The organism is Arthrobacter sp. (assembly GCF_048266065.1).
Taxonomy (GTDB): domain Bacteria; phylum Actinomycetota; class Actinomycetes; order Actinomycetales; family Micrococcaceae; genus Arthrobacter_H.
In genome coordinates this window covers 275,977-292,655 of sequence record NZ_JBLXAH010000005.1, presented here as the reverse complement: position 1 = coordinate 292,655, position 16,679 = coordinate 275,977, and the positions used below count along the sequence as shown (strand labels likewise).

The 16,679-nt window shown below is 66.3% G+C and carries 18 protein-coding genes; 17 read left to right on the top strand and 1 reads right to left on the bottom strand.

The features are described 5' to 3' along the window. Nucleotides 1-17 precede the first annotated feature (17 nt). From rho to ACN0TP_RS10520, 17 genes are all read left to right on the top strand, one after another. Nucleotides 18-2,114, top strand: a complete 2,097-nt coding sequence (gene rho, locus ACN0TP_RS10600) for a transcription termination factor Rho (protein WP_417218805.1) — start codon at nt 18-20, stop codon at nt 2,112-2,114. Between the two features lie 151 nt (nt 2,115-2,265). After that, on the top strand, nt 2,266-3,351 hold the full coding sequence (gene prfA, locus ACN0TP_RS10595) for a peptide chain release factor 1 (RefSeq protein WP_417218804.1): 1,086 nt from the start codon (nt 2,266-2,268) through the stop codon (nt 3,349-3,351). Between the two features lie 7 nt (nt 3,352-3,358). Further along, nucleotides 3,359-4,207 (top strand): peptide chain release factor N(5)-glutamine methyltransferase, encoded by an 849-nt coding sequence (gene prmC, locus ACN0TP_RS10590; protein WP_417218803.1) that lies wholly within the window; start codon nt 3,359-3,361, stop codon nt 4,205-4,207. Nucleotides 4,208-4,245: 38 nt separating this feature from the next. Next, on the top strand, nt 4,246-5,028 hold the full coding sequence (locus tag ACN0TP_RS10585) for an L-threonylcarbamoyladenylate synthase (protein WP_417218802.1): 783 nt from the start codon (nt 4,246-4,248) through the stop codon (nt 5,026-5,028). A 115-nt stretch (nt 5,029-5,143) separates the two neighbouring features. Next, complete coding sequence (locus ACN0TP_RS10580; protein WP_417218801.1) at nt 5,144-6,961, top strand: polysaccharide biosynthesis protein; 1,818 nt, start codon at nt 5,144-5,146, stop codon at nt 6,959-6,961. Next, nucleotides 6,958-7,983: an MraY family glycosyltransferase gene (locus ACN0TP_RS10575; RefSeq protein WP_417218800.1), complete on the top strand. Its 1,026-nt coding sequence runs from the start codon at nt 6,958-6,960 to the stop codon at nt 7,981-7,983. The genes ACN0TP_RS10580 and ACN0TP_RS10575 overlap by 4 nt, the downstream gene beginning before the upstream one ends. A 114-nt stretch (nt 7,984-8,097) precedes the next feature. Further along, entirely contained in the window at nt 8,098-8,583 is a 486-nt protein-coding gene (locus ACN0TP_RS10570; protein WP_417218799.1) for a hypothetical protein, read from the top strand. After that, nucleotides 8,580-8,822 carry a hypothetical protein gene (locus ACN0TP_RS10565; RefSeq protein WP_417218798.1) on the top strand — a complete coding sequence of 81 codons (243 nt, stop codon included), beginning with the start codon at nt 8,580-8,582 and terminating at the stop codon, nt 8,820-8,822. Before ACN0TP_RS10570 ends, ACN0TP_RS10565 begins: the two co-directional genes overlap by 4 nt. A gap of 83 nt (nt 8,823-8,905) precedes the next feature. Next, on the top strand, nt 8,906-9,712 hold the full coding sequence (gene atpB, locus ACN0TP_RS10560; RefSeq protein ID WP_417218797.1) for a F0F1 ATP synthase subunit A: 807 nt from the start codon (nt 8,906-8,908) through the stop codon (nt 9,710-9,712). Nucleotides 9,713-9,781: 69 nt separating this feature from the next. After that, nucleotides 9,782-10,000 (top strand): ATP synthase F0 subunit C, encoded by a 219-nt coding sequence (gene atpE / locus ACN0TP_RS10555; protein WP_343901976.1) that lies wholly within the window; start codon nt 9,782-9,784, stop codon nt 9,998-10,000. 55 nt (nt 10,001-10,055) lie between these two features. Next, nucleotides 10,056-10,607, top strand: a complete 552-nt coding sequence (locus tag ACN0TP_RS10550; RefSeq protein WP_417218796.1) for a F0F1 ATP synthase subunit B — start codon at nt 10,056-10,058, stop codon at nt 10,605-10,607. Next, on the top strand, nt 10,607-11,422 hold the full coding sequence (locus tag ACN0TP_RS10545; protein ID WP_417218795.1) for a F0F1 ATP synthase subunit delta: 816 nt from the start codon (nt 10,607-10,609) through the stop codon (nt 11,420-11,422). The genes ACN0TP_RS10550 and ACN0TP_RS10545 overlap by 1 nt, the downstream gene beginning before the upstream one ends. Nucleotides 11,423-11,533: 111 nt before the next feature. Then, nucleotides 11,534-13,171, top strand: a complete 1,638-nt coding sequence (atpA, locus tag ACN0TP_RS10540) for a F0F1 ATP synthase subunit alpha (protein WP_417218794.1) — start codon at nt 11,534-11,536, stop codon at nt 13,169-13,171. A 70-nt stretch (nt 13,172-13,241) separates the two neighbouring features. Further along, entirely contained in the window at nt 13,242-14,132 is an 891-nt protein-coding gene (locus ACN0TP_RS10535) for a F0F1 ATP synthase subunit gamma (protein WP_417218793.1), read from the top strand. 57 nt (nt 14,133-14,189) lie between these two features. Continuing rightward, nucleotides 14,190-15,644, top strand: a complete 1,455-nt coding sequence (gene atpD, locus ACN0TP_RS10530) for a F0F1 ATP synthase subunit beta (protein ID WP_417218792.1) — start codon at nt 14,190-14,192, stop codon at nt 15,642-15,644. Between the two features lie 2 nt (nt 15,645-15,646). Continuing rightward, nucleotides 15,647-15,931 (top strand): F0F1 ATP synthase subunit epsilon, encoded by a 285-nt coding sequence (locus tag ACN0TP_RS10525; RefSeq protein ID WP_417218791.1) that lies wholly within the window; start codon nt 15,647-15,649, stop codon nt 15,929-15,931. A 7-nt stretch (nt 15,932-15,938) separates the two neighbouring features. Then, nucleotides 15,939-16,370 carry a DUF2550 domain-containing protein gene (locus ACN0TP_RS10520; RefSeq protein ID WP_417218790.1) on the top strand — a complete coding sequence of 144 codons (432 nt, stop codon included), beginning with the start codon at nt 15,939-15,941 and terminating at the stop codon, nt 16,368-16,370. Between the two features lie 92 nt (nt 16,371-16,462). Here the strand turns inward: ACN0TP_RS10520 and ACN0TP_RS10515 are convergent, their stop codons facing one another. After that, the gene (locus tag ACN0TP_RS10515; RefSeq protein ID WP_086998333.1) at nt 16,463-16,666 is read right to left on the bottom strand and encodes a cold-shock protein; all 204 of its coding nucleotides are present in this window, start codon (nt 16,664-16,666) and stop codon (nt 16,463-16,465) included. Between the last annotated feature and the right edge of the window lie 13 nt (nt 16,667-16,679).

Below are 16,679 nucleotides of genomic sequence, written 5' to 3'. Positions count from 1 at the left end.
AGGGGGAAGGAACCTTCGTGACCGAAACCACCAGCCTGACCGCAGGCGTGGAAGAAACGTCGACGGCACCACAGAACGGACTGGCCGGGCTCAAGCTCGCCCAGCTCCAGGCACTGGCGTCGCAATTGGGGATCACCGGCGGATCGCGCATGCGCAAGGGCGACCTCGTGACCGCGATCTCCAACCACCAGCGCGGCGGTTCCGTCGCCGACCGCGACAAGGCCCCGAAGGCCGAAGCCGCGCAGAAGTCGCAGGCGTCCGCCCCGGTCGAGACCCCGGCCTCCGGCACCGATGCCGCCGAGCGCCCCGCCCGCGGCCGTGGACGCAGCCGTCGCGCCAGCAGCGATGGCCAGGCGACGCAGCAGGTCGAGTCCGCCGAGTCCGCTCCGGCACCGGCACCGTCGGCCGACGCCGAACCCGCCGAGGCCGGCACCGGCCAGCGCCGCGGCCGTGGCTCCCGCCGCGCCACGGACAACGGAACGTCCAACGCCCCCGCCGCCGAGGCCACCCAGGACGGCGGCCAGGACCAGTCCGGTTCGGCCCAGGGCGGCAACGAGAACCAGCGCGACAACGACTCCGATGACCGCGGCGACCGCAACGACCGCTCGCGCAACCGCCGTTCGCGCAACCGCCGCGACAATGGCAACAACGGCGACTCCTCGGGCGACTCGCGGGAGAATAACCGCGACGAGAACCAGAAGGGCCAGCAGAACGACGGCGGCCGCAACAACCAGCAGGACAAGCAGGACAACCAGCGCGAGAACAACAACCAGCGGGATAACAACAACCGCCGGGACAACCAGCGCGACAACGACTCCAACGACCGCGGTGGACGCAACAACCGCCGCGAGCGCAACCGGGACCGGAACAACCGCAACGACCGCAACGACAGGAACAACCGTCGCGGCCGCAACCGGAACCAGCCCGAGGTCGATGACACCGAGCTGACCGAGGACGATGTCCTGCTGCCCGTGGCCGGCATCCTGGACGTGTTGGAGAACTACGCATTCGTGCGCACCTCCGGCTACCTGCCCGGGCCCAACGACGTCTACGTCACCCTGAACCAGGTCAAGAAGAACAACCTGCGCAAGGGCGACGCCGTCGTCGGAGCCATCCGCGCCCCCCGCGACGGGGAGAACAACAACAGCGGCAACCAGCGCCAGAAGTTCAACGCCCTGGTGAAGCTGACCTCCGTCAATGGCAAGGCCGTCGAGGAGAACCAGGACCGCGTCGAGTTCAACAAGCTCGTCCCGCTCTACCCCTCGCAGCGCCTGCGCCTGGAGACCGATGCCAAGCTCGTCGGTCCCCGCGTCATCGACCTGGTTGCCCCGATCGGCAAGGGCCAGCGTGGCCTGATCGTCTCCCCGCCGAAGGCCGGCAAGACCCTGATCCTGCAGTCAATCGCCAACGCCATCACGGTCAACAACCCCGAAGTGCACCTGATGATGGTCCTCGTCGACGAACGTCCCGAGGAAGTCACCGACATGCAGCGCACGGTCAAGGGCGAGGTCATCGCCTCGACCTTCGACCGCCCGGCCGACGACCACACCACGGTCGCAGAACTCGCCATCGAGCGCGCCAAGCGCCTGGTGGAGATGGGCATGGACGTCGTGGTCCTGCTGGATTCGATGACCCGTCTGGGCCGCGCCTACAACCTCAGCGCCCCGGCCTCGGGACGCATCCTCTCCGGCGGCGTGGACTCGGCGGCGCTGTACCCGCCGAAGCGCTTCTTCGGTGCAGCCCGCAACATCGAGAACGGCGGCTCGCTCACCATCCTGGCCACCGCCCTGGTGGAGACCGGCTCGAAGATGGACGAGGTCATCTTCGAGGAGTTCAAGGGCACCGGCAACATGGAACTGCGCCTGTCCCGCCAGCTGGCGGACAAGCGCATCTTCCCCGCGGTCGACGTCAAGGACTCCGGCACCCGCCGCGAGGAGAACCTGCTCTCGGCCGAGGAGATCAAGATCATGTGGCGCCTGCGCCGCGTGCTCTCCGGCCTGGAGACGCAGCAGGCCCTGGAGGTCCTGACCTCCAAGATCCGCGAGACGCAGTCCAACGCCGAATTCCTCATGCTGGTGTCCAAGACGACCCTCGGGTCCAAGTCCGACTCCTAGCTGGCCGATACGCCCGGAACCGGTTCCCCCACGCGGGGGACCGGGGCCGGGCGTTGGGCGTTAAGCCGCCTGCACGGCGCAAACCTTCCCTAGACTTGGGGCACAACGTGGCCACGCGGCCGCCATGATGCCGAGAAAGAAGTAGAGCCAAATGTTCGAGTCCGTCCAGGGCCTGCTCGACGAGCACGCCGACCTGCAGCGTCAACTCAGCGACCCCGCCGTCTACCAGGACCAGTCGCTGGCCCGCAAGCTCGGCCGGCGCAGCGCGCAGCTCAACGGCATCGTCGAGGCCCACAAGCGCTACACCCAGCTGGTCGACGACCTCGAGGCGGCCCGTTCCATGGCCGACGAGGACCCGGAGTTCGCCGAGGAGGCGGCCCGGTTGCAGGAGGACCTGCCAGTGGCCGAGGAGAAGCTGCGCCGGCTGCTCATCCCGCGCGACCCCAACGACGCCCGCGACGTGATCCTGGAGGTCAAGGGCGGCGAAGGCGGCGACGAGGCTGCCCTGTTCGCCGCGGACCTGCTGCGCATGTACACCCGCTACGCGGAGCACATGGGCTGGAAGACCGAGCTGATCTCCTCCAACGAGTCCGATCTCGGCGGCTACAAGGACGCCCAGATGGCCATCAAGGGCAAGTCGAACGACCCGGCCGAGGGTGTCTACGCGCACCTGAAGTTCGAGGGCGGCGTGCACCGCGTGCAGCGCGTACCCGTCACCGAGTCCCAGGGCCGCATCCACACCTCCGCGGCCGGCGTGCTCGTCCTGCCCGAGGTCGACGAGCCCGAGGAGGTCGACATCCACGCCAACGACCTGAAGATCGACGTCTACCGCTCCTCCGGCCCCGGCGGCCAGTCGGTGAACACCACCGACTCCGCGGTGCGCATCACCCACCTGCCCACCGGCATCGTGGTGGCCATGCAGAACGAGAAGTCCCAGATCCAGAACCGCGAGGCAGCCATGCGCGTGCTGCGCTCCCGGCTGCTGGCCCACCAGCAGGAGATCATCGACGCGGAGAACTCCGAGGCCCGCAAGTCCCAGGTGCGCACCATGGACCGCTCCGAGCGCATCCGCACCTACAACTACCCGGAAAACCGGATCGCCGACCACCGCACCGGTTACAAGGCCTACAACCTGGACCACGTGATGAACGGCGAACTGGACCCGGTGATCGCCTCCTGCATCGAAATGGACGAACAGGACCGGCTCAACGCCATCGGCGACAGCCAGCAGAAGTAGCACGCCGGTGGATCTGGAGCACGCCCTGCGTTCGGCGGTGGCCCGGTTGCACGACGCCGGTGTTCCCTCCCCGCGGGCGGATGCCGAGCTGCTGGCGGCGCACCTGCTCGGTGTCTCCCGCGGTCGCGTCGGGGCGCTGGCCCTGGCCGGCGCGGCAGCACCCGGGGGATTTGCCGAGCTGGTGGACCGGCGCGCCGAACGCATCCCGCTGCAGCACCTGACCGGGGTCGCCTACTTCCGCCACCTCGAGCTCTCCGTCGGCCCGGGCGTTTTCATCCCGCGTCCGGAAACCGAACTGCTGGCCCAGCTGGCCATCGACCGTACCCGTGCCGTGCTGGCGGCGACCGGGGCCGTGCGCGTGGTCGACCTGGGCACCGGGTCGGGGGCCATCGCCGCCTCCATCGCCAGCGAGGTCCCCGGCTCGGAAGTCCACGCCGTCGAACTCAGTGAAGACGCCTACCCCTTTGCCGCGGCCAACACGGCACCCCACGGAGTGCGCCTGGTCGCCGGGGACCTGCGCAATGCCCTGGCCGGGCAGGAGGGGAGTTTCGACGTCGTCGTCTCCAACCCGCCCTACATCCCGCCCGGTGCCGTGCCCCGTGACCCCGAGGTCCGCGACCACGACCCGGATCTGGCGCTCTATGGTGGCGGCGCCGACGGCCTGGAACTACCGCGCGCCGTCGTCGACCGGGCCGTGTCGCTGCTGGTGCCCGGCGGTTTCCTGGCGCTGGAGCATGCCGACGTCCAGGGCCAGGCCCTGCTGGGGTTGTTCGCCGCTAGCGGGCGATGGCGCGACGTCACCGGGCACCGCGACCTCAACGACGCGGACCGCGTCACCTCCGGGTACCTGGCCTGAGGGCAGGACCCACAGCACGACATGGAAGAATGGAACCCGTGACCGAACGCTTTGACTGCACCACCGAACCCGCCCGATCCGAAGGCCTGGCCGCCGCCCAGGAGGCCATCGCCGCCAAGCAGTGCATCGTGCTGCCCACCGATACCGTGTACGGGATCGGTGCGGATGCCTTCTCCCCGCAGGCCGTCGCCACGCTGCTGGCGGCCAAGGGCCGCGGGCGCACGATGCCCCCGCCGGTGCTCATCCCGCGGGTGGGCACCCTGGACGGGCTGGCCACCGACATTCCAGAGGAAGCGCGCCTGTTGGCGAACTTCTTCTGGCCCGGTGCCCTGACGCTGATCCTGCGCAGCCAGCCAAGCCTGACCTGGGACCTGGGGGAGACCCGCGGGACCGTCGCGCTGCGCATCCCCGACGATGACCTGGCCCGCGACCTGTTGGACGCCACGGGACCGTTGGCCGTCTCCAGCGCCAACCGTTCCGGGCACCCCGCGGCCACCACCGCGGCCGAGGCGGAGCAGATGCTCGCCGAGTCGGTTGCCGTGTACCTGGATGGCGGGCCGCGCCCGGCCGCCGATGCCGCGGATCCGGAAGCCGGGGAGGGCGCCGCCGGGGGCGCGCTGCCCTCGACGATCATCGACTGCACCGGTGAGGTGCTGCGCGTGGTGCGCCAAGGCGCCCTGTCCCTGGAGGAACTGCGCCGCCATGTGCCGTCGCTGATCGGCTTCGGCGAGGACGAGGCCGACGCGGACAACGTTCAAGCACAACGAGAAGGTTCTGGTGTAGAACTGATGGAGGAAGCGGAGCACGATCCCACCGCCTGACCGGAGGATCCATCCCGCAGGAACCACCCACGATGTCCGGACGCCACAGCGTCCGGCGCCCCGGCCGGGAAACCGGCCCCTTCACGAGGAGCACAGACCTGAGCGTCGCCCATCCATGAGCAGCAGGCAAAGCCCCGACGTCACCAAAACCGCCAGCAGCGATCGCATCCTCTGGCTCGGTTCGCAATTCCTCCTCGATGCCCTGGCCTGGGTGGTCGCCATCGTGGTGGCCGTGGTCCTGCGCTACGAGATGACTTTCGACCCGGGCAAGATCGACGGCATCGCGATTGTCTGCGCGGTGGCGATCGTCAGCCAGTTCATCGTCGGCACCGCCCTCTCGCTCTACCGCGGCCGCTACAGCTTCGGCTCCTTCCACGAGGCCAAGCTGCTGGTCATCGTCACCGTCGCCGTCTCGGTGATCATCACCGCAGTGCTGCTCTTCGCCGGCATCCCGATGCAGATTGCCCGTGGCACCGGGCTCATCGCCTTCCCGTTCGCCTGCATCTTCATGGCAGCGATCCGCTACCTCAAGCGCATGCACGTCGAATCCAAGACCAAGCCCGGGGACCACGCCGAACTCACGCTGATCTACGGGGCGGGGTTCGTCGGGAAATCGATCGTCACCCGGATGAGCAACGACCGCCTCTCGCCCTGGCAGCCGGTCGGCCTGATCGACGACGATCCCGCCAAGAAGCACCTGCGCATCTCCTCGGTGCCCGTGCTGGGCCGGCGCGAGGACATCGCCGACGTCGTCAAGCGCACCCGGGCCACCGTCATCCTGCTGGCCATGGCCAACATCGACGCGGTCACCATCCGCGAAATCAGCGACGTGGGCCACGCCCTGGGCCTGAAGGTGCTCGTGGTCCCGCCACTGCGCGACATGCTCACCGGAAGCCACGAATTCTCCTTCCGCGAGGTGGCCATCGAGGACCTCATCGGCCGCCACCCCGTGGACATCCACGTCGACGAGATCGCCGGATACGTCACCGGCAAACGGGTGCTGGTCACCGGGGCCGGTGGTTCCATCGGATCCGAGCTGTGCCGTCAGATCAACGTCTACAAGCCCGCCGAACTGATCATGCTCGACCGCGACGAGACCGGCCTGCAGGCCACCCAGATCTCCCTGACCGGACGCGGGCTGCTGGACGGCCAGGACACCGTGCTGGCCGACATCCGCGACGCCGAGACGTTGACCGGGATCTTCATGGACCGCCGCCCCGAGGTCGTCTTCCACACCGCGGCGCTCAAGCATGTCTCCCTGCTGGAGCAGTACCCCGACGAGGCCTGGAAGACCAACGTCATCGGCAGCCTCAACGTCCTGAACGCCGCCCGGGCTGCGGACGTGGGAACCTACGTGAACATTTCCACCGACAAGGCGGCGAATCCCACCACGGCACTGGGACACTCCAAGCGGGTCGCCGAAAAGCTCACCGCCTGGATGGGGGAGCAGACAGGACGCAAGTACGTCTCGGTGCGCTTCGGCAATGTGCTCGGCAGCCGCGGCTCGGTCCTGCCGCTGTTCACCGAGCAGATCCTCAAGGGCGGGCCAGTCACGGTCACCGACCCGGAAGCCACCCGCTTCTTCATGACCATCCCGGAGGCCTGCCAGCTGGTCATCCAGGCCGGGGCCATCGGCCGCGGCGGCGAGGTGATGATCCTGGACATGGGCAACCCGGTGCGCATCATGGACGTGGCCGAACACATGATCCAGCTCAGCGGCAAGGACGTGGAGATCGAGATCACCGGGCTGCGCCCGGGGGAGAAGCTGCATGAGGATCTCATCGGCGAGGGCGAAGGCGACGAACGGCCGCTGCATCCGAAGATCTCGCACGCCCACATCGACGTCCTGGACCCGGCCGACATGGACCTGCGGGAGTGGAAGGAACGACAGGGGCACCTCGACGGCCCGGACGCCGAAAGCGCGGTGTCATGACCGCCATGGAGGCCATTGCCGTCGCGTCGGCATTCGTGGCCGGCGTGCTGCTGCCGTTCGCGCTCATCCCCATCCTGCGGCGCCTGGGCGTCCTGGACGTACCCAACGACCGGTCCTCGCATACGGTCACCGCGGTGCGTGGCGTCGGATTGACGATCACCCTCGCGGTGCTGATCGGCTTCGCCATCATCTGGTGGGGCGGCCCCCGCACGGACGGGCCGTTGCTGCCGGTGGTCGCCGCCATCGCGGTGGCCGCGGCCACGCTGGGATGGATCGAGGACTACCGCGGAGTCTCGGTCGGTTGGCGCTTCGGACTGCAACTGGCCATCGGAGCCCTGGGAACGACGGCGATGGTGGTCATCACCGACAGCTCCTGGTGGTGGGTCCTGGTCGGCGCGCTGGCGCTGACCGCATACATCAACGTCGCGAACTTCATGGACGGCATCAATGGCATCAGCGGCCTGCACGGGATGACAGTGGGGGTGTTTTTCGCCGGAACCGCGCTGCTCGATGACCAGCCATGGCTGGTCGCCCCCTCCCTCGTCGTCGCCGCCGCGTTCGCCTCCTTCCTGCCCTGGAACCTCGGGCGCGGACATGTGTTCCTGGGCGACGTCGGCAGCTATCTGTTGGGTGCCACCCTGGCAGCGCTCGGTGCCGCCGCCTTCCTCAACGGGATGGAGCCCGGCTACCTGCTCGGCCCGGTCGTCATCTACCTGGCGGACACGGGATACACCCTGCTGGTGCGCATCCGCACGGGGGAGCGCTGGTATGCGGCGCACCGCCAACATGTGTACCAGCGACTCACCGATGTCGGACTGGGCCACCTGGCCTCGGCGCTGACCGTCACCGTCGCCACCGCCTTGTGCGCCGGGGGTGCCACGCTCAGCGTTCTGGCTCCCAGCCCGGGACAGTATTTGTGGGGGGTGTTCATCGTGGCCGTCATCGTCGCGTACCTCTCCAGCCCCGTCTGGATCGGGCGGCTGACCGGGGCCCGTCGAGGCGTCGGGACGAGGGACAAGTAACATTTCTATCTCGTGTAGAATTGCTGAGGGTTCCCAGCGGGAACACCACCCAATTCGACCCCGTGAACCGGCGCACCGCGCCGGCCGGGAGCAATGACAACGAGGTGCAGGTACATGCCGGAGGCGGCACACCCCAACGGCACGGACGCCGTGAGGGAGTCGGGGGAAACTCCGTCTCCCTGGCTGTCGATCCTGCGGAAGTGCTCCACGGTCACGGCCATCACCACCGTGCTGGTCGCCTTCGTGGGCTGGCTGGTTTCGGGGCTGCCCGCGGCGGGCAGTGCCTTGGCCGCGGGCGTCGTCGTCATCATCTTCTTCGGCATCAGCCTGGGCATTGGACACCTCGTCGGACGGCGGAATCCCTCCGCCACCTTCGGTGCGTTCATGATCGGTTATGTCGTCAAGGTCGTCGTGCTCGGTGTGCTGGCCTTCGGGTTCGGCACGCCGGCCTGGCTCGACGGGACCTGGCTGCTGATCGGGGTCGTATCAGCGGTGGTCATCTGGCAGATCGTGGAGTTGCATGCCTTCTCCCGGTTGCGTCTCCAGCTCTACAACGACCCCATCACCACCACCCCTGCGGACGAGGGGAAGAACCGATGACCGATCCAGGCACCGGCGAATCCCCGAAGCCGGAAATCTCGCGCTTTCGTGAAAACTTCAACTACATCGTTGGCGGGATCATCGCGTGGGGTTTGATAGGGTGGTTGTTGGACTTCCTGTTGCATCAAAGCTGGATCCGGATCGTCGGCGCCCTTCTCGGTGCCGTTGCCGGTTACTATCTGGCCTTCCTCCATCGAAAAGAACGCGCTTCGCGGCGGGTTCACGGTGCGGACGAGTAGCAGCCAACAACTTCATCCGGTAGGGACAGGCACGATACCCCACCGAAACTGCCCAAAGACGGACACTGCAGAGAGGAACCGCGTTGATCGCGCTTGCGCTTCCGGCGGCCCCAGAAGAAGGCGGCTTCAAAGCCCCCGGCCTAGAGGACATGCACCTCCCCGAACTGCTCCCGTGGGGAGCCGACTACGGAAGTGGCTTTGGCAAGCAGATGCTGCTGGTCATCATTTCCGTCATTCTCATCTCCTGGTTCTTCATGGCCACGTCACGTCGCCGTCAGTTGGTCCCGGGCAAATTCCAGTTCCTGGGTGAGTACTCGTACAACTTCGTCCGCAACTCGGTCGGCAAGGACATCATCGGCGAAAAGGACTTCAAGCCCTTCGTCCCGCTGCTGATGTGCCTGTTCTTCTTCATCCTGGTGAACAACCTCTTCGGTGTCGTGCCGATCTTCCAGATGCCGACCACCTCCCATGTGGGCACGGCCTATGCACTGGCCGGCATCGTCTACGTCTACTGGATCTTCCTGGGGCTGAAGAAGCACGGCATTGCCTACCTGAAGCTGGCCGTCGTCCCCTCGGGCGTTCCGAAGGCGATCCTGCCCCTGATCATCGTCATCGAGATCATCTCCAACTTCTTCGTCCGCCCGTTGACGCACAGCCTCCGTCTGTTCGCCACCATGCTCTCCGGCCACCTCATCGTGATGCTCGCAGCGGCCGGAACCTCGTACATGATCGTCGAGGGCGGCGCCTTCCTGAAGGGCCTGGGCGTGCTGACGTTCGTCGGCGGCGTCGGGATGGGCCTCTTCGAGGTCCTCATCATGGCCCTTCAGGCCTATGTCTTCGTCCTGCTGACCGCCATCTACATCCAAGGCTCACTGGTCGAAGAGCACTAAAAGCTTTCCCCACCCGGGGAATACCCTGTATCCAAACACCCTGCCAATCGGCATTCTGAAAGGAACACAATGGAAATCTACGGTAGCCTCAACGCCATCGGTTACGGCCTCTCCGCAATCGGCGGTGCCATCGGCGTGGGTCTCGTCTTCGCCGCGTACATCAACGGCGTCGCTCGTCAGCCCGAGGCCCAGCGCGTGCTGCAGCCGATCGCCTTCCTCGGCCTGGCGCTGACCGAAGCTCTTGCCATCCTCGGCCTGGTCTTCGCCTTCATCTGGGGCCGCGTCTAAACTTCGATTCCTTTCAGGGAACCGAAGGTTAGAGTCTACGAAAGACGGGTGAATTATGATCTACGCAGCACTAAGCGCGGCTGAGGGCAAGGTAAACCCCCTCGTCCCCAATGTCTGGGAAATCGCACTGACGCTGGTGACCTTCCTCGTTCTGCTGTACATCGTCAGCAAGTTTGTCGTACCGGCATTCGAGAAGACGTATGAGGAACGCTCAGCGGCCATCGAAGGCGGGATTGCCAAGGCGGAAGCCGCGCAGGCCGAAGCCAACGCGGCCCTGGACGAGTACAAGCAGCAGCTGCTGGACGCCCGCACGGAAGCCAATCGCATCCGCGAGGAAGCCCGTGCCGAGGGGTCCAAGATCCTGGCGGACCTGAAGGAGAAGGCGGCGGCAGAGTCCGCGCGCATCACCGAACAGGCCCACGTCCAGATCGAGGCCGAGCGCCAGGCAGCCGTCGTCTCCCTGCGCGGGGAAGTCGGCACGTTGGCCACCCAGCTGGCCAGCCGCATCGTGGGCGAGTCCCTCGATGACGATGCACGGTCCGCACGCGTGGTCGACCGCTTCCTGAGCGACCTCGAAAACGAGCAGAGCGCAGGTGCATCGAACTAATGGCAGGTGTATCGAGCCAGTCGTTGGCCGCGGCGCAGTCCGACCTTGAGGCGAAACTGCCCACGGCCGGCCTGCCGCTGGCCACGGACCTCTTCAACGTCCTGGGCGTCTTGGATTCCAGTGCCGGCTTGCGCCGTGCGCTGACCGATCCGTCGCGCAGCACCGAGGAAAAGAGTGCCCTGACGTCGCGGCTACTGCAGGGAAAGGTCTCCGCAGAGGCCCAGTCCATCGTGGCCGGTCTCGCCGGTTCCCGGTGGGGCTCGGCACGTGACATCGGCGATGCACTCGAGACGCTGGCCGCAACAGTGGCCATCAGCGTGGCAGAGCGCCAGGCGGAAGGCCCCTCGGGTCTTGAAGCCCTGGAGGAGGACCTCTTCGGCTTCATCCAGGTTGTGGGGTCCAGTCATGATCTGCAGCGCGCACTCGACGACCCGCAGGCCTCGGCCGATGCCAAGCGCACGTTGGCGCTGAAGGTATCGCCGCAGGCCGGCGAGGTCGCCCGGGTCCTGATCACCCAGGCCGTGGAGTCCCCCCGGGGACTCAAGCCTGCTGCACTCGTGCAGAAGTTCGTGGAGTTGGTGGCCAAGCGCCAGCAGCGGTGGATTGCGCACGTCAGCGCCACCCGTCCGTTGACTGACGAACAGTTCAACCGACTGCAGGCCGGGCTCAACAAGCTCTACGGACGCGATCTGAAGATCAACGCCGCAGTGGATCCATCACTAGTTGGAGGCATCCGGGTGGTCGTGGGCGACGAGGTTGTTGACGCAACCGCCGCCACGCGCCTCGCGGAACTCCGCCGCCGGTTGGCCGGGTAGCCCTCCCTCGTGGAGGGCGGCCCGCCGCCGACATCACAGACTGAATCAAACCCCGGTTTCCACCAGGCAACTCAGGTCGGGAACCACAATCTAGGAGAGCAGGGACTGCAGATGGCCGAATTGACCATCAACGCCGATGACGTCCGCAACGCCTTGACCGACTTCGCCGCGTCCTATGAACCGGGCAACGCGCAGCGTGTCGAGGTGGGTCGCGTGAGCACGGCTAGTGACGGCATCGCAAAGGTGGAGGGTCTTCCCTCCGTCATGGCCAACGAGCTGCTTCGCTTCGAAGACGGCACGCTGGGACTGGCACAGAACCTCGACACGCGCGAAATCGGCGTCGTCGTCCTCGGCGACTTCGCCGGGATCGAAGAAGGCCAGGAAGTGCACCGCACGGGCGAGATCCTTTCCGTCCCCGTGGGCGACAACTTCCTCGGACGCGTCGTGGACCCGCTGGGCATGCCCATCGATGACCTCGGCGACATCGAGGCAGAGGGCCGCCGCCCGTTGGAGCTCCAGGCCCCGGGCGTGACCCAACGCCAGTCGGTCGGCGAGCCGATGCAAACCGGCATGAAGGCCATCGACGCCATGATTCCGGTCGGCCGCGGACAGCGACAGCTGATCATCGGCGACCGCCAGACGGGCAAGACCGCCCTGGCCGTGGACACCATCATCAACCAGAAGGCCAACTGGGCCTCCGGGGATGTCTCCAAGCAGGTGCGCTGCATCTACGTGGCCATCGGCCAGAAGGCCTCGACGATCGCCTCCGTCCGCCAGTCGCTCGAAGAGCACGGCGCCATGGAGTACACCACCATCGTCGCTTCCCCGGCCTCGGACCCTGCCGGCTTCAAGTACCTGGCACCCTACGCCGGTTCGGCCATCGGCCAGCACTGGATGTACGGCGGCAAGCACGTCCTCATCGTTTTCGATGACCTTTCCAAGCAGGCCGAGGCCTACCGTGCCGTGTCCCTGCTGCTGCGTCGTCCGCCGGGACGCGAGGCCTACCCGGGCGATGTGTTCTACCTGCACTCCCGTCTGCTGGAGCGTTGCGCGAAGCTCTCCGACGAGCTCGGCGCCGGTTCGATGACCGGCCTGCCGATCATCGAGACCAAGGCAAACGATGTCTCCGCCTACATCCCGACGAACGTCATCTCCATCACCGATGGGCAGATCTTCCTGCAGTCGGACCTCTTCAACGCCAACCAGCGTCCCGCGGTCGACGTGGGCATCTCGGTGTCCCGCGTGGGCGGTTCGGCGCAGATCAAGGCCATGAAGAAGGTCTCCGGCACGCTGAAGCTGGAACTGGCGCAGTACCGCGACATGCAGGCGTTCGCCATGTTTGCCTCGGACCTGGATGCCGCCACCAAGCAGCAGCTCACCCGTGGTGCGCGCCTGATGGAACTGCTCAAGCAGGGCCAGTACGCGCCGTACCCGGTCGAGGACCAGGTTGTTTCCGTCTGGGCCGGCACCAACGGCCACCTGGACACCGTTCCCGTCGAGGACGTGCGCCGGTTCGAGCAGGAGTTCATCGAGCACCTGCGCAACCGCACCGACGTGCTGACCACCATTGCCCAGACGGGCAAGCTGGAGGACTCGACCGTCGAGGCGCTGAAGTCCAACGTCGAGGACTTCAAGCAGGGCTTCTTCGGTCAGGGCGGGGACCAGCTGGTCAACGCCGGGCACGAGGAGCACGACGCCCTTGGCGAAGAGAACGTCGACCAGGAAAAGATCGTCAAGCAGAAGCGCTGACGCTCTCCGTGAGGTGGTGGCCGGACCCCCGGGTCCAGCCACCACCACCACGGACTAGGAAAGGATAAACATGGGAGCCCAGATTCGGGTCTACCGCCAGAAGATCGCCTCGACGTCGTCGATGGGCAAGATCTTCAAGGCGATGGAACTGATCGCCACTTCCCGCATTGGCAAGGCCCGGAGCCGGGTTTCGGCCTCGCTGCCGTACGCCCGTGCGATTACCCGTGCCGTTTCTGCCGTCGCATCCCAGTCCGAGGTCGATCACCCGCTGACCACCGAGCCGGAGCAGATCCGCCGCTCGGCAGTGCTGGTGATGACGTCCGACCGGGGCCTGGCCGGTGCCTATTCCGTCAGCGCCATCAAGCAGGCCGAGGCGCTGAACGAACTGCTGCGGGCAGAAGGCAAGGAAATCAAGACCTACCTGGTCGGACGCAAGGCCCAGGCCTACTACGACTTCCGCAACCGCGACTATGAGCGGCTGTGGACCGGGGATACGGACGCGCCGAAGTTCGAGACGGCCCGCGAAATCGGGGAGGCGCTGTTGGAGGCCTTCAACACGCCGTTCGAGGAAGGTGGCGTGGAGGAGATCCACGTTGTCTACACGCAGTTCAAGTCCATGGTCCTGCAGGAGCCAACCGTTGTGCGGTTGCTTCCGTTGGAGGTCGTGGAGGAGGAAGTGGCCCAGGAGAACGACCTGCTGCCGCTGTACGAGTACGAGCCGGAGCCCGAACAGGTCCTGGACGCACTCCTGCCGCGTTACATCGAGTCCCGCATCTTTGCAGCCCTGCTGCAGTCGGCTGCATCCGAACTGGCAGCACGCCAGCGCGCGATGAAGGCGGCCGGTGACAATGCCAACGAGCTGATCAAGAAGTACACGCGACTTCGGAACAACGCCCGTCAGGCAGAGATCACCCAGGAATTGTCGGAAATCGTGGCAGGCGCCGACGCGCTCAGCGCGTAGCAGCCGGCCGATCACCAATTACCCCCACGCTCTAGACATACAAGCGAAGTGAGAGAGATGACTGCCCAACTAAACGAGCAGGGAACCGCTGCCGCAGCCCCGGGTTCAACCGGGCGCATCGCACGCGTCATCGGTCCGGTCGTCGACGTCGAATTCCCGGCCGATGCCCTTCCCGCCATGTACAACGCCCTGACCGCCGACATCACGCTGAACGGCGAGACGCACACGGTCACCTTCGAGACCAGCCAGCACCTCGGCGACAACCTCGTGCGTGCCATCTCCCTGCAGGCCACCGACGGACTCGTCCGCGGTGCCGTCGTGCAGGACACCGGCACCTCGATTTCCGTCCCCGTTGGCGACGGCGTCAAGGGACACATCTTCAACGTCCTCGGCGAGCCGTTGGACGTGGATGCCTCGGAGCTGCAGATCAGCGAGCGCTGGCCGATCCACCGCAAGGCCCCGGCCTTCGCGAGCCTGGAATCCTCCACCGAGATCCTCGAGACCGGCATCAAGTCGATCGACCTTCTCACCCCGTACATCCAGGGTGGAAAGATCGGCCTGTTCGGCGGTGCAGGCGTCGGCAAGACCGTGCTCATCCAGGAAATGATCACCCGTGTCGCACGCAACTTCGGCGGCACCTCGGTGTTCGCCGGTGTGGGCGAGCGTACCCGTGAGGGCAACGACCTCTGGGTTGAAATGGAAGAGTCGGGCGTCCTGAAGGACACCGCCCTGGTGTTCGGCCAGATGGACGAGCCGCCGGGAACGCGCCTGCGCGTCGCCCTGTCCGCCCTGACCATGGCGGAGTACTTCCGCGATGTGCAGAACCAGGACGTGCTGTTGTTCATCGACAACATCTTCCGCTTCACGCAGGCCGGTTCCGAGGTGTCGACCCTGCTGGGCCGCATGCCTTCGGCCGTGGGCTACCAGCCCAACCTCGCCGACGAGATGGGTACCCTCCAGGAGCGCATCACCTCCACGAAGGGCCACTCCATCACCTCGATGCAGGCCATCTACGTCCCCGCGGATGACTACACGGACCCGGCTCCGGCCACCACGTTCGCGCACCTGGATGCAACGACCGAGCTCTCGCGCGAAATCGCTTCCCGTGGCCTGTACCCGGCCATCGACCCGCTGACGTCCACGTCGCGCATCCTGGACCCGCAGTACGTGGGACAGGCGCACTACGACACGGCAGTCCGCGTGAAGTCGATCCTGCAGAAGAACAAGGAACTGCAGGACATCATCGCGATCCTGGGTGTCGACGAGCTCTCGGAAGAAGACAAGATCGTCGTCTCCCGCGCACGCCGCATCCAGCAGTTCCTGTCGCAGAACACCTACACCGCCAAGCAGTTCACCGGCGTGGAGGGATCGACCGTCTCCATCAAGGACACGATCGAGGGCTTCAAGGCCATCTGCGACGGCGACCTCGACCACATCGCCGAGCAGGCCTTCTTCAACATTGGTGGCCTCGACGACGTCGAGCGCCAGTGGGCCGAAATCCAGGGCAAGTAGCCATGGCCGAACTCGAAGTCGAAATCGTCGCCGCGGACCACTTCGTGTGGTCCGGTGCGGCGACCCTGGTCAAGGCACGTACCAGCGATGGCGAGATCGGCGTCATGCCCGGGCACAGCCCGGTCCTGGCGATCCTCGCAGCCGGTGAGTTGGCGATCACGCCCACCAACGGCTCGCGGTTCACCATCCAGGCAGAGGGCGGTTTCTTCTCGGTCGACAAGGACCGGGTCGTCATCGTGGCTGACAACGCGCAGCTTGACGAGTCCGCCACGGCAGGAAACCGATAGTCCGCCGTTGAACTCCTTGGGCCTTCCCCTGATCATCCTGGCGGTAGCCCTGCTACTGCTGGTCATGATCTTGGGCGCCATGGGAGTCCGCCGCCAGCAGCTGCGGCGTGCACTGGGTACCTTCGACGCCTCCATCTCCACCTCCTCCGGGAAGTGGATGATGGGGGTTTGTCGTTATGCGGGGACCGAACTGGAATTCCTGCGCCTGCTCTCCGTGACTCCGGTTCCCCGGCATCGGTTCGCGCGCACGGCGCTGCAACTCACCGGATGGCGGGAAACCGACGCGACCGAACGGACCCGGGTGCAACCCGGTGCCGTCGTCGTGTCGCTGGTCGTCGACGGCGAGCCGGTCCTGCTGGCCATGGACTACGGCTCCTACACCGGCTTGCGCAGCTGGGTCGAGGCCGGTCCGGTGGCCGGCGTCGGCACCTGGCGCTAGTCCACCGGACCCGACAGCACAATGGCGCGCACCCGAGGGGTGCGCGCCATTGCTGGTTCCGTCATCGGCCGGCAAGCCGGATCGGGAACTGGTTAGATTCCGGTGACTCCCGTGGCCTGGGGACCTTTGGCCCCCTGGCCGATTTCGAACTCAACCCGCTGGTTTTCCTCCAGCGTGCGGAAGCCGTTGCTCTGGATTTCCGAGTAGTGGACAAAGACATCGCCGTCGGCCTCGTCCGGTGTGATGAAACCGAAGCCCTTTTCAGCGTTGAACCACTTCACGGTGCCCTGCGCCATGTATTTCTCCTCA

Excerpts from the sequence above, each read along its gene's own strand:
- ACN0TP_RS10575 (WP_417218800.1), top strand. The coding sequence starts at position 6,958 with ATGACCGCCATGGAGGCCATTGCCGTCGCGTCGGCATTCGTGGCCGGC.
- ACN0TP_RS10570 (WP_417218799.1), top strand. The coding sequence starts at position 8,098 with ATGCCGGAGGCGGCACACCCCAACGGCACGGACGCCGTGAGGGAGTCG.
- ACN0TP_RS10580 (WP_417218801.1), top strand. The coding sequence starts at position 5,144 with ATGAGCAGCAGGCAAAGCCCCGACGTCACCAAAACCGCCAGCAGCGAT.
- atpA (WP_417218794.1), top strand. The coding sequence starts at position 11,534 with ATGGCCGAATTGACCATCAACGCCGATGACGTCCGCAACGCCTTGACC.
- prfA (WP_417218804.1), top strand. The coding sequence starts at position 2,266 with ATGTTCGAGTCCGTCCAGGGCCTGCTCGACGAGCACGCCGACCTGCAG.
- ACN0TP_RS10515 (WP_086998333.1), bottom strand. The coding sequence starts at position 16,666 with ATGGCGCAGGGCACCGTGAAGTGGTTCAACGCTGAAAAGGGCTTCGGT.
- ACN0TP_RS10535 (WP_417218793.1), top strand. The coding sequence starts at position 13,242 with ATGGGAGCCCAGATTCGGGTCTACCGCCAGAAGATCGCCTCGACGTCG.
- atpD (WP_417218792.1), top strand. The coding sequence starts at position 14,190 with ATGACTGCCCAACTAAACGAGCAGGGAACCGCTGCCGCAGCCCCGGGT.
- ACN0TP_RS10565 (WP_417218798.1), top strand. The coding sequence starts at position 8,580 with ATGACCGATCCAGGCACCGGCGAATCCCCGAAGCCGGAAATCTCGCGC.
- atpE (WP_343901976.1), top strand. The coding sequence starts at position 9,782 with ATGGAAATCTACGGTAGCCTCAACGCCATCGGTTACGGCCTCTCCGCA.
- ACN0TP_RS10545 (WP_417218795.1), top strand. The coding sequence starts at position 10,607 with ATGGCAGGTGTATCGAGCCAGTCGTTGGCCGCGGCGCAGTCCGACCTT.
- ACN0TP_RS10550 (WP_417218796.1), top strand. The coding sequence starts at position 10,056 with ATGATCTACGCAGCACTAAGCGCGGCTGAGGGCAAGGTAAACCCCCTC.
- ACN0TP_RS10525 (WP_417218791.1), top strand. The coding sequence starts at position 15,647 with ATGGCCGAACTCGAAGTCGAAATCGTCGCCGCGGACCACTTCGTGTGG.